The organism is Enterocloster sp. OA13 (assembly GCF_022440595.1).
In the GTDB taxonomy this organism is placed as follows: Bacteria; Bacillota; Clostridia; order Lachnospirales; family Lachnospiraceae; genus Enterocloster; species Enterocloster hominis.
The window spans coordinates 6,810,969-6,823,371 of record NZ_JAKNTF010000001.1 but is presented as its reverse complement, the minus strand read 5'-3'; the positions used below and the strand labels follow the sequence as shown (position 1 = coordinate 6,823,371).

The 12,403-nt window shown below is 53.2% G+C and carries 7 protein-coding genes; 1 reads left to right on the top strand and 6 read right to left on the bottom strand.

The window, feature by feature from the left end; translation table 11 throughout:
• Positions 1-23: 23 nt before the first annotated feature.
• Together MCJ35_RS30750 and MCJ35_RS30745 are read right to left on the bottom strand one after the other, a co-directional pair.
• Positions 24-1,193 (bottom strand): MalY/PatB family protein, encoded by a 1,170-nt coding sequence (locus MCJ35_RS30750; RefSeq protein WP_240299753.1) that lies wholly within the window; start codon positions 1,191-1,193, stop codon positions 24-26.
• A gap of 329 nt (positions 1,194-1,522) precedes the next feature.
• A complete protein-coding gene (locus MCJ35_RS30745; protein ID WP_025483716.1) occupies positions 1,523-3,727 on the bottom strand; it encodes a sigma-54 interaction domain-containing protein in 2,205 nt (734 codons plus the stop codon).
• Positions 3,728-4,019: 292 nt separating this feature from the next.
• On the opposite strand from MCJ35_RS30745, the gene MCJ35_RS30740 reads away from it, so the two are divergent.
• The gene (locus tag MCJ35_RS30740) at positions 4,020-5,318 is read left to right on the top strand and encodes an L-cysteine desulfidase family protein (RefSeq protein ID WP_025483717.1); all 1,299 of its coding nucleotides are present in this window, start codon (positions 4,020-4,022) and stop codon (positions 5,316-5,318) included.
• Positions 5,319-5,888: 570 nt separating this feature from the next.
• On the opposite strand, the gene MCJ35_RS30735 is transcribed toward MCJ35_RS30740, so the two are convergent.
• The 4 genes from MCJ35_RS30735 to MCJ35_RS30720 all read right to left on the bottom strand — a co-directional run bounded on the left by MCJ35_RS30735 (position 5,889) and on the right by MCJ35_RS30720 (position 12,249).
• Positions 5,889-7,004 carry an aminopeptidase gene (locus tag MCJ35_RS30735; protein WP_025483718.1) on the bottom strand — a complete coding sequence of 372 codons (1,116 nt, stop codon included), beginning with the start codon at positions 7,002-7,004 and terminating at the stop codon, positions 5,889-5,891.
• Between the two features lie 66 nt (positions 7,005-7,070).
• Positions 7,071-8,483, bottom strand: coding sequence for a sodium:solute symporter family protein (locus MCJ35_RS30730; protein WP_025483719.1), 1,413 nt, complete (start codon positions 8,481-8,483; stop codon positions 7,071-7,073).
• Positions 8,484-8,536: 53 nt separating this feature from the next.
• The gene (locus MCJ35_RS30725; RefSeq protein ID WP_240299752.1) at positions 8,537-10,246 is read right to left on the bottom strand and encodes an ABC transporter ATP-binding protein; all 1,710 of its coding nucleotides are present in this window, start codon (positions 10,244-10,246) and stop codon (positions 8,537-8,539) included.
• Positions 10,243-12,249: an ABC transporter ATP-binding protein/permease gene (locus MCJ35_RS30720; RefSeq protein ID WP_240299751.1), complete on the bottom strand. Its 2,007-nt coding sequence runs from the start codon at positions 12,247-12,249 to the stop codon at positions 10,243-10,245. Before MCJ35_RS30720 ends, MCJ35_RS30725 begins: the two co-directional genes overlap by 4 nt.
• Positions 12,250-12,403 lie beyond the last annotated feature (154 nt).

The window sequence follows — 12,403 nt, the reverse complement described above, 5'->3', positions numbered from 1 at the left end:
TTTCTCCTCCTTCTCTTATGTCTTTACAGCCTGCTGACAGCTTCCTTAAGCTGGTTTAACGCCTTTTCCAGGACACATCTTGGGCAGGCCGCATTTAACCGCATGTAACCGGACAGGCTGCGTCCGAATGTATAACCCTCGTTCAATCCAAGGCCCGCCTCCTCAATCATGAATCTGCGGAGCTTTTCATTGTCCATGCCAAGGGCACGGCAGTCCAGCCACACCAGATACGTCGCATCCGGGACAGTGGGCTTAATCTGGGGAATATTGGCTTCACAGTACTCACGGATGAAATCAAAGTTGGCTTCCAGATATGGCAGCAGCTGTTCCAGCCACTCCTCCCCTTCATTGAAGGCTGCTTCCATTGCCACTGAGCTGAAGGCATTGTTCCTGTGGATATCCATGGCCATCCAGAACGTATCGAATTTCTTTTTCATCTCCTCATTGGGGAAAATGGTTGCGGATGCCTGGAGTCCTGCCAGGTTAAATGTTTTGGTTCCTGATATACAGGTAATCACTTTTCCTGCAATTTCATCTGAAAGGGTTGCTGTGGGTATGTGCTTCTTTCCATGGAAAACCAGGTCTGAGTGAATCTCGTCCGATACCAGTAACACATCATTCTCCATACAGATCCGTGCCATCCGGTCCAGCTCTTCCCTGGTCCACACAATCCCCAGCGGGTTGTGGGGGCTGCACAGGAGGAACATCCTGGCCTGCTTTGCCTTCTCCTCAAAGTCCTCAAAGTCAATGGACCAGGCCCCGTCCTTTTCCACCAGCTGGTTCTCCAGCACATTCCGTCCCCAGGCCTCAGTCACATCGTAGAACTCAGAATACACCGGAGTCTGGATTAAAATACTGTCACCTGGTTCTGAAAACAGCTTTACAAGGGAGGACAGCGCAGGCACCACGCCCAGGCTCCAGCTCATGAGTTCAGGTCTGATTTCCCATCCATTGCGCCTTCTCTGCCATCCCCGTATTGACTCAAAATAAGAATCCGGCCTGGAGGTATATCCGAAGATTCCCTGCCCTGCTTTTTCCTTCAGCGCATCTATAATGGGCTGCGCCGTCCTGAAATCCATATCCGCAACCCAGAGCGGAATCACATCCTGCCTTCCGAATTTCTTCACGCGCTCATCGTACTTTGCCGCCCTGTTCCGGCTTCTGTCGATAACTTCATCAAAATCATACTTCATTTTTATGCCGCCTTTCTTTTGGTTTCCCTGTTTCTGTGGACCTATTAAATATATAAGCAAAACCCGTGCCAACTTCCGAGGCGCAGCAGATGGGGAAGAATTGAAAAGGCCTGATTTCCTGGAAAATCAAGCCTTTTTATACATGGATGAAAATGGGCGGGGAATTATTTTATATTTGGGGAAATGATTGCTGTTGGGAGTGAGGGGTTGGTTATGGGGTTGTATTGGGTTGTTTTTGGTTTTATTAGGTTACATTAGGTTGCATTGGTTGCAATTGATTCATTTTGGTTCTATATAGTTTTATATGATTGAATATAGTTACATATGGTTTATAGAATTCCATATGGTTTTATATAATCCTCCCTATTTTCCCAGATTTCACGTCCCAGGCAGGTCATACGGCTTCCTCCCCTCCCCCTGCTGACCCGCGCCAGGCCATATTCCTTCAGTATGCCAAGGATTGTCCTCACGCCAATCTGCGATAGAAAGAATTTCTCTTTCTTTGCACATTCCAGAATGCCCTCCCGCCCTATGGCCTTTCTTTCCTCTGTACACTGGTATAGGACCTTCAGCACAAACCAGTATTCTTCCGGTTCCATCCCCCTTTCCTCCATGGCCTGCTGCCACGGTTCAGGACGATGACAGGACCGGGGACGGTCAGAAACAGCTGCCTCAGATACGGATGTTTCAGAATTTCCCGGTTCCAATCCCCCCGGCACTTCAGGACCAGCCGTCCTCACCGCCTTACCAGATTCCCGCTGTCCATCCTTCATTTCCCTATTCTCATATACAAAGGTTGGCGGAAGATCCTTCACCGTTATGACCGGACTGCCTGTAAAGCTGAAATATTCTGCCAGGTTCCGAAGCTCACGTATATTCCCCGGCCAGCTATAATGAAGGAACAGATCCTTCACTTCATCCGACAGCACGAAATTCCCCTTCAGTCCGCTGTTAAAACGCTCCATCAAAAGGAATACGTCATCGCCTCTCTGGCGCAGGGGCGGAATCAGTACAGGCAGGGTATTAAGGCGGTAATACAGATCCCTTCTGAAGCTTCCGTCCTGCACCTTTTCCTCCAGGGATTCATTGGTAGCCGCCACAATCCGTACATCAATGCTGATGATCTTATTGCCTCCCACCCGCATGATTTCATGCTCCTGCAGCACGCGCAGAAGCTTTACCTGAAGGGCGGGACTCATCCCCTCCACCTCGTCCAAAAACAGGGTGCCGTGATGGGCAAACTCAAATAATCCCGGCCTTCCGCCTTTTTTCGCCCCTGTGAACGCCCCCTCTTCATATCCGAACAGTTCACTCTCCAACAGGTTTTCAGGCATGGCGGCACAGTTAATTGCCACAAAAGGCCCCTTGGACCGCCTGGACGCCTGATGGACCGCATTGGCAAAAAGCTCCTTACCGGTGCCTGTCTCCCCGATGAGGAGAACCGGGGATTCCGTGGCCGCCATGCGCCTGAGTATCTGTTTGGTCCTCTCAATGCCATCCGACACCCCCACCACATCATCGAAGCCATACTTGGCCCGGTAGCCCTTGTGCATCAGCTGGTTCCTCAATTCATGCTGGCGGTTCTCAGCATCATTGAATCTCTGGAGAATGGCAAATGCGCCGATACAGTCATCCTTCCTTAAAACAGGAACCACAGTCACACCCACGTTAACCCCGTTAATCCGGATTACCTTTGGCTCTATTTTCTCCTTTGACTTCAGGCATTGGAGCAGAGGCAGGTAAGCCAGGGATGAGGACGCCTGCTTATGCAGCACCAGGGAACGCTTCAGCCCTGTAATCTCCTCCGCCTTTTTATTCATGGCAAATATCTCCGCCCGCTCATTAATCCCGATAATACCCTCGTCCAATATTTCCATAAGGATGTCGAACTGGCTCTCCAGCCTTCGGGAACGCGCAAACATCATATCAAAGTTATAGGTACTGGTGACAACATTCCCAAAATACTCCTGGAACCTGGGAGTCTCCAGAAGTTCCTCCAGGCCCAGCTTCAGCGCGGCTTCAATCATGGTTTCCGACGTCAGGCACCGGTGCCCGATGTTCATCACATGTTCCACCCCCTGCGGCACATAGCGCTCTTCATCCGGAGTCACTGCCAGCGTCACGCCTTCCACCGGTTCAGCCCCCGGGTAAAAAGGAACGAAGCTGATGTGGTTGACGCCCAGCTGGTTCAAGGTAGCCGTGGCTTCACGGACCATCTTTTCCGTCATGTTGACAAACAGCGCCCTTGTGCCGGCCGGAATGGTCCGCAGCCGCCGTATGGTCTCCCACATATAGGTCACATGTATCTCACTGATCTGGGCATCAATGGGTATGTACTGCGGAACCTCCTCCCTGTTGTCAAAGGCATCCGTGGACATCATGTACAGGTCAGCCCTTTCCATATTGGAAATGGTCCCCTCCATCACGCTGTAAGACCGCACCTTCACATATTCCCCAAATAACTCCTGCACCTGATTTCCATAAAACGCGCTGGCCCTTGGGTCCAGCGCCACAATCGCAACCTGTTTTACCATATATTCCCCTCCATTTTAACCATTAAAACCATTATATCTCCAATAAATCCATAATTTCAACCATAAATCGGATAATTCCCCAAAAAAGCCCCCCAAAATGCATTCAAATCCACTACAATCGTCCCATATAGCATCCGGCACGTTTCTTGCTTGTAATATTTATTGAAGATATCCATATCACAAAACGGATGTCTGGTAAATGTCTGAATGTCCGGTACTGCGCCGCATAAACCACATCGCATGAACCACGCAGCACGGACCTAATCACAGATAACAGCAGGAGGAGACTTAGATGAATCGTGAAGAACTGATTACTTTATTAAAACAGGAGGTAGTTCCAGCCCTGGGATGCACGGAACCAGTATGCGTTGCCCTGGCAGCCGCCAGTGCAGCCAAAGCAGTGGGCGGCGATATCCATTCCATCCACGTGGAAATGAATCCAGGTATCTATAAAAACGGGATGTCCGTGGGCATACCGGGATTTGACCGGGTAGGCCTCAAGTATGCGGCTGCCCTGGGCGCTTATCTGTCCAACCCGGAAAAGGGACTGCAGCTTTTAGAAAACCTGACTCCCGCCGTCAGCAGCCGTTCCATCCGGCTGGTGGAGGACAATCAGGTCAGCATTGAGATAAAATCCAACGAAGCACAGCTTTATGCCCATGCCGTGGTCACCACCACCACAGGCAGAGGAACCAGCACCATCCGCAATACCCATTCCAATATTGTATATACTGCCCGGGAAATGCTTCCGCAAAACACACTGGAAATCCTGGACCAGAAAGAATACTCCCTGTCCGGCCAGACGCAGCTTCATAAGAAGCTGACCCGGATGTCCATATCCGCCATCGTATCCCTGATAGAAGAATGCAGCCAGGAGGAACTGGCGTTCATGAAGGAAGGCGCCGACATGAACAGCCGGATGGCAGAATATGGCCTGGAACACGAACTTGGCATAGGCATTGCATCCGGACTGAAAAAATACAGCACCACCGATATCATGGGCAACAGCCTGATGACCCGGATCATGACCGTGATGGCAAGCAGCGCCGAAGGAAGGATGTGCGGCTGTCCCTATGCGGTCATGAGCAGTGCGGGCAGCGGCAACCACGGCCTGACCACCATCCTTCCCGTGCTGGAGACAGCAGACTATCTGGGCGCATCCCAGGAACAGCTGGTCAAGGCCCTGGCCATCTCCCACTCCCTCAATGTCTACATCAAGGAATTCACCGGGAAACTATCCGCCACCTGCGGCTGCGGCGTATCCGCCGCCTCCGCTGCTTCCGCCGCCATGGTATGGCTCATGGGCGGCAGCCACCAGCAGATGGGCAATGCCATCATCAACATGAGCGGCAACCTGACCGGAATGATATGCGACGGCGGAAAAATCGGCTGCGCCCTGAAGCTGGCCACTGCCAGCAGCGCGGCCCTCATGAGCGCCTGCCTCGCCATGGAGGGCACGGTCCTCCAACCCACGGACGGAATCTGCGCCTGCACGCCGGAAGAAGCCATCCAAAACATGGGACGTGTCAGCAACCCCGGAATGGTAGAAACGGACCGGACAATACTGGAAATCATGATGGAAAAAGGCTGACCCCAAAAGCCAGCCAAAAAAGCCCCCCCATCCCCATTGCCAAAAAACACAGAAAAATCCCATATCACCCCCGACCACACACCCTCCCCATTCACAAAACCGTCCCAAAATAAAACCAGACAACAAAAAAGCCCGGCATACCATCATACAAACCATGGTATGCCAGACATCCCTCCCCGCACTCATACCATCCAATCCACATTTGTAATGAGGCAGCAGAAGCAATACCGCAGCGGGTGAGTGGAATGGGGCCGGGGAGACCGGGGGCCGGGACGGACCGTTCCGTTCTGGTGACATTTGGAGCGGTTCGGCCGGACTTAGGGGGCGGTATGCAAAAACAGAAGGCGGATTTGGAGCGCTCCACGCCCAAATCCGGCTGCCCATGGAGGGGCAGGCATCAAGCCTGCGCCGTAATTGGCAGCGAACCTTCTGTTTTTGCATACCGGCCCCTTAGTCCGGCCCACCGCGGAAACCAGGAACCAGAACGGAACGGTCCGTCCCGGCCCCCGGTTTTCCCGGCCCCATTCCACTCACGGACGGAAACACCCCTGCCCCATTCCAATCCCCACTTTAAATCAAATTCTCCGGATTCAGGCACTTCAGCTCATCCAGCACAAACATCCCGTCCTTACGGATCAGCACATCGTCAAACCAGATTTCCCCGCCGCCGTACTCCGGCGTCTGGATACAGATCAAATCCCAGTGCACCGCGGAGTGGTTGCCATTATCCGTGTTGTCATAGGCATTGCCCGGGGTCAGGTGGAAACTTCCGGCAATCTTCTCATCAAAGAGGATGTCGCCGATTGCCCTGTGGATCTGCGGGTTCACGCCAAAGGCGAACTCTCCCACATAGCGGGCGCCCTCGTCAATATCAAATATCCGGTTCATGCGGTCCGTATTATTGGAACTGCATTCCACAATCTTACCGTCCTTAAACACCAGCTTCACATTCTGATATACAAAGCCGTCATATGGCGCCGGGGTATTGTATGTAATCACTCCGTTGACCGAATCCTTAACCGGCGCCGTATAAACCTCGCCGTCCGGTATATTCTTATTGCCATGCATGCCGTAACATGGGATTCCCTTGATGGAAAAGGTAATATCGGTCCCAGGCCCCACGATGTGCACCTTGTCCGTGCGGTCCATCAGCGCTTCCAGCTTCTCCATGGCCCTGCCCATCTTATCATAATCCACCAGGCAGGCTGCAAAGTAGAAATCCTCATATTCCTCAGTACTCATGCCGGCCAGCTGGGCCATGGCGTCATTGGGATAGCGCAGCACGGACCACTTGGTGTGGTTGCAGCGCTCCGCCAGATGGATGGGGCCCCAGTAATGCTTGCGGTAGTATCCATTTTTCTCATCTGAAACACGGTTCCACACACTGATGTTATCCGTGGCCCGTATGTCGATATAGGCGTCCATGTCCTTCATCCGTTCCAGCTCATAGGATGCAATCTCGGCCATGTGCTCCTCGCTGCTTCCCTCAATCAGTGCGCCTTCCACCTCATAGTCAAATATGTGCACAAAAGGCTTTCCTCCGGCCAGATAGGCCTCCTCCACCAGCGCCTTCAAAAGGCCGGTCTGCTTTCCGTGCAGCTCCAGAAGGATTTTCTCATCCTTCTGAAGATACACTGCATGGTTAATTAAAAACTTGGCGAATTTCCGAATACGTGGATCTTCCATACTAAATAGATTCCTTTCTTTCCATGTCCCAGGGTGTGCAGCACGACATCCTGACACCGGACCTCATTATGATTTGCTGTTCTCATACAGACGCTTATAAGTCTCTTCCCCCTTAAATCCGGTCAGCGCGCTGACTAACAGGATTACAACCACTGCCGCCGGAACAGCCACAATGGCGCTGGCAATCCCGTATGGGCTGTTAAGCACCATGGTCCATACAACGGTCACCACACCGCCGGTCAGGATTCCCGCGATACCGCCAGCCTTTGTCACCTTCTTGGAGAACAGGGCAAACAGCAGGGCCGGGGTGATGGCTGCACCGTACATGGTATAAGCTGTCATCTGCAGGCTCAGGATGGTGGGGAAGAACAGGGTCAGCACAACCGCCAGGACCGTGAGGACCAGGATGGTGATACGCATAAAGTGGATTTTCTGCTTATCATCCGCATTCTTGTTCAGATATTTGCCCCATACATCATATGTAACATTGGTGGCAGCGCTCAGCAGATAGGAATCCGCCGTGGTAACGATGAATGCCACGCAGGCCACCAGCACGATTGCGCCCAGCACAAATGGCAGATAATTAACCGCAAGTGAGAAAATAATGTTGGACGGCACGTCCAGGCTTGGGAACAGGGCAATTCCTATGGTACACATAAGGATAATCAGCACACAGACCGTGATTTCGGCTGCAAACAATCCAAGATTCGACTTCTTTGCCTCCTCCGCGCTCTTGGCAGATGCAAAACGCTGCATCATGTTCTGGTCGCCCAACAGCAGGGAAATGGTTGGGATCATATAGCCAAGAATCGCAATCACGCCCAGTCCGCCGGTTCCTGTCAGCCTCTCTGCAGGGATGGCAGCCATGGCCTCAGACCATCCGCCCGCCCTGCCGATCAGCAGCGGGATGGCAAGGAGGAAGCCGCCTACCATCAGCAGCGCGCTGACAGCATCCGTATAAGCCACGGAAATCATTCCGCCGGAAACAGTCAGAAGCAGGATACCGACCGCTGACAGCACGGTCGCCAGATTTGCATCCATTCCCGTAATCAGGCTGATGATATTGCCGGCAGCTTTAATCTGCGTTGCGCACAGGCCCACATAAGCCAGCATGATGCAGATTACGGCAATGATGCTTGCCCCGTCGCCGTAGCGTGCCGCAAATACCTCAGGCACCGTAATCTTCGTGCTGCTGCGCACCTTGCTGGATATGAAGTACAGGAGCAGCATACCGATGGGCGCTCCGGCAAAATGCAGGGTTCCCACAACCGGACCATACAGATACACCACGCTGGCGCTTCCGGTGATGCCGCCGCCTCCGCACCAGCTTGCAAGCAGGGTTCCTATCAGGATCATAAATGGCAGCTGACGTCCCGCAACCACGAAATCGTCAGATGTCTTAACCTTTTTCTTGCCCATCACAATGCCGTAGATGATAATTCCGGCAATGTAGAGCAGGATACAAATCAAATATCCCATATCTAACCTCCAATTTATAAAATTTTAATAAAATCATACCAATTAATTGCAGATTAGTCAAACATGTTTTCGTTTCCCGGTTCCCCGGTCCCTTTTCCATGTTCCAGGCGTATGATCCTGCTGCATCCGGTCAGGGTGGACATCCGGTGGGATATGATCAGCAGGGTTTTATGGGAATATTCTTCCTCCAGGGTCTTTAACAATTCTTTTTCGTGCAGGATATCCAGGCTGCTGGTGGGTTCATCCATCACCACCACGTCAGGATCCGCCAGCATGACCCGGGCAATGCCCACCCGCTGCCGCTCCCCTCCGGAAAGGCGGCTGCCCATGGTGCCCATCTCCGTTGCGTATCCCTCCGGCAATGTCAGGACAAACTCATGCAGCCCCGCGCGTTTTGCGGCTGTCATGATTTCATCCATGGACGCCTCCGGCTTTCCCAGGGCAATATTGTCCGCAATGGTACCGTTGAAAAGGAAGGTATCCTGTTCCAATACCGCTATCCTGCGGTGCAGTTCCTCCAGTGAAATCTGGTCAATGGGAATACCGTTAATCCGGATGGAACCCCCTGACGGATTCCAGAACCGCAGCAGGAGGCGCAGCACCGTGGATTTGCCGATACCGCTTTCACCCACGATTCCAACCTTATCCCCCTCCTCAATCTTAAGGTTAAATCCATCCAGGATTTTTCCCCTCTCCTGTGAATAGCCAAAGGAAACATTTTCAAATTCAATGCTCCTTATGGTTCCAACGGTTTTAGGATGTACTGTTTCCACAATCTCCGGCCGCGTATCCTCGATGATGAACAGCCGTTCCGCTGCCGCAAAGGCTTCCAGCAGGCTGGATATGACCATGGTCAGCGAAAATGTAGATGAAAAGGAGGCAACCGCCACAAAGGATATCACTACCGTCCCAACGGGATTGGAGGCGCCGTTGGCAGCAAGGACGGAGGCCACCAGAAGGATCAGTATCCTGGCCAGGTACACGAAAAAGGTGGGTGCCGAGGACATTGCCTGCTTATGCATGGTCAGCCCATGGGCTGCCCGGTTCACCTTCCTGTTCTGTTCCATCACCCGGGCCAGCTGTTTATCCCCAAAACCAAATATCTGGATATCCTTAATCCCATATACGCTTTCCAGCACAAGGGATTTTATCTCCCCGAGCCTTGTCCTGTACCGCATGCCCACCGGCCTTCCCGCCTTCATGGCAAGCAGGGGCAGCAGGACACTGATTATCACATACACGGGCAGCAGCGCTGCCGCAAACAGCGGATTGATGTACAGCGCCAGCCCAAGGGTCGTGCACGGAAGGATGATTACCGTGAACATAGGCCCGATGGTATGGGCAAAAAAATACTCGATTGTCTCAATATCCGACACAGCCACATTCAGGATATCCCCCTTCTTCCTGTCCATCAGACAGGCAGGAGCCAGTTTGCGTATGGTCTTAAACAGATGGATCCGCATGTCTGCCAGAAGCTGGTATGCCCCTGCATGGGAGGCCACGCCCTCCATGTAACGGCAGGCTACTATCAGGATGGTACAGACTGCCGTCAATGTCCCAAACAGCACAGGACTGCCCCAGGCCAGCCTGCCCGCGCAGGCAAGGATCCAAAGGGCGCCAAAACCCATAAGTCCCATATGGGAAAGATTTCCCACAATACTTGCAGCGGCTGCCGCCGCAAGAGGCGCTTTGACCGGAGCCGCAATCTTTAACAGCCGGATGGTCATTTCGCGGATTGAATATTGAAATTTACGCTTCATCATTGCGGCCCCCTTTCTGCCTGTTCTTTCAGCTGTGTCTGCCCTTCCAGCCGGGTCTGTCCTTCCAGATGTACCTGCCCTTCCAACCGGGTCTGCCCTTCCAGCCGAACCTGCATTTCCAGCTGCTCCTGCCCTTCCAACCGGGTCTGTCCTTCCAGCTGTGCCTGCCCTTCCAACCGGGCCTGCCCTTCCATCTGTGTCTGTCCTTCCATCTGTGTCTGTCCTTCCAGCCGAACCTGCATTTCCAACTGCCCCTGCCCTTCCAACCGGGCCTGCCCTTCCAGCTGCTCCTGCTCCGTCACCAGCCTGTGATACAGGCCATGCCGCCGCATCAGCCCGTCATGGCGCCCGCTCTCAGAGATTTCCCCTCCGTCCAGGACATAGATACAGTCAGCGTTCCGGATGGTGGACAGACGGTGGGAAATGATGATCAGGGTCCTTGTAAGGGCCAGCCTGTCAATACAGTTCCATATCTCCTGTTCGCTCTCCACATCCACGCTGGAAGTTGCCTCATCAAAGATGATATATTCCGCCTGGCAAAGCAGCGCCCTGGCAATCCCAATTTTCTGCCTCTGCCCGCCGGACAGTTTGCCGCCGCCATCGCCCACATCCGTAAGAAGGCCATCCGGCTGTTCCAGGACCCAGTCCTTCAGGCGGACCTGGTCCAGCGCCTCAAGTAACTCTTCATCGGAGGCATTTTCCTTTGCCATCCTCAGGTTGTCGGCAATGGTTCCTGCAAAAATGCTGACGGACTGCGGGACCATGATGATATGCTTCCTCAGTTCCTCCGGCGTGAAGCTGATATAATCCCTGCCCTCCAGCACAATCCTTCCGCCCGCCGGGTCAAAGAAGCGCATGAGCAGCCCTGCCACCGTGCTTTTACCGCAGCCGGAAAGCCCTGCCAGGGCAGTCACCTTCCCCCGCTGGATTGTCAGCGACACATCCTTAAGCGCAATGTTCCTTCCCGTATAAGTGTGTGAGACATGTTCCATCCGTATTCCCATATAGCCTTCCTCTTCCTTTGGGAAATCCGGCTGGTAGGGCCTTGAAGTATCCATATCCAGCAGGTCCGATACCTTCTCCGCTGCCGAAACCCCTGCCAGCGCCGTGTGGGTGGCTCCCATAAGCTGGCGCACGGAGTCAAAGAAGCTGTAGGACAAAAGCAGCACCATGAGGGCTGCGCTGAATGAGACATTTCCCCGTACCAGTCCCCCGCAGATTATACCCGTGGCCGCAAGGACGGCTCCGTATATCATGCCGTCCGTCATCAAAAAGGACAGGAAGTTGACCTTCATCACATCCATGATTTTCCGGTTAAACGCATCTGCCTTTCCGGTCAGCACGGCGGTCCTGTCCGCGTCCCGTTCAAACAGTTTAAGGGTCACAAGCCCCTGGACACTTTCCAGATAATATCCGGTCAGGTCCTCCAATGCGTTCCAGTACTCCGTCTTTAGCAGCTCAATCCTGGAACGGAACACGTTATTCAATGGCAGCAGGACAAATGCAATGGCAAACAGCAGCACCGCCACCGTAAGGGACGCCCCTTTAAGCTGGAAGAACAGATAAACCGGGGCGCACATGCAATACATCAGTCCCGGAAGATACTGGCTGTAATATGTCTGCATGGATTCCACACCGTCAACCGATGAGGTGATGGCCGAAACAGGTCCGATCTTCTCGATGTTTCCAGCATCCAGTTCCAGGACTTTGGAAAAGATCCTGGCCCTTAACGCGGTCCTGGCCTTGGCCGTGCAGCGGTACTCCGCCTCCCCCCGGAGAAGCTCGGAACAGAGCATGAGAAATGCCGCCGCCAGCGCGGAAAGGATGGCAGCGCCCGCATCCTTAACCGTCAGGGACGGTGAGGCAATATTGCCCAGGAATCCTGAAATCGTTCTGGCAAACGCGGCTGCCCCGATTAAAGTTACCATTTTAAGTCCGGCGATTGCCGCCATCCATCCCCACAGTCCCTTTGCCAGTTTAAACAGTGTACGGTTCATCAAAAGCATATGGTTACCCCCTGTCAGATAAGTACTGGTGCCGCCATGGACGGCACAGCACCGTAATTCATAAAAACGCCATAAAGCGGCATAGCCTCAGATGGCTATACCGCTCCGTTCTATTAGCATCCGCTAACTACCCTTATTCTACTACAAGGCCCAG

Bases quoted from the DNA above. Each gene is read 5' to 3' on its own strand.
- MCJ35_RS30750 (WP_240299753.1), bottom strand. From the start codon at position 1,193: ATGAAGTATGATTTTGATGAAGTTATCGACAGAAGCCGGAACAGGGCG.
- MCJ35_RS30745 (WP_025483716.1), bottom strand. From the start codon at position 3,727: ATGGTAAAACAGGTTGCGATTGTGGCGCTGGACCCAAGGGCCAGCGCG.
- MCJ35_RS30740 (WP_025483717.1), top strand. From the start codon at position 4,020: ATGAATCGTGAAGAACTGATTACTTTATTAAAACAGGAGGTAGTTCCA.
- MCJ35_RS30735 (WP_025483718.1), bottom strand. From the start codon at position 7,004: ATGGAAGATCCACGTATTCGGAAATTCGCCAAGTTTTTAATTAACCAT.
- MCJ35_RS30730 (WP_025483719.1), bottom strand. From the start codon at position 8,483: ATGGGATATTTGATTTGTATCCTGCTCTACATTGCCGGAATTATCATC.
- MCJ35_RS30725 (WP_240299752.1), bottom strand. From the start codon at position 10,246: ATGATGAAGCGTAAATTTCAATATTCAATCCGCGAAATGACCATCCGG.
- MCJ35_RS30720 (WP_240299751.1), bottom strand. From the start codon at position 12,249: ATGCTTTTGATGAACCGTACACTGTTTAAACTGGCAAAGGGACTGTGG.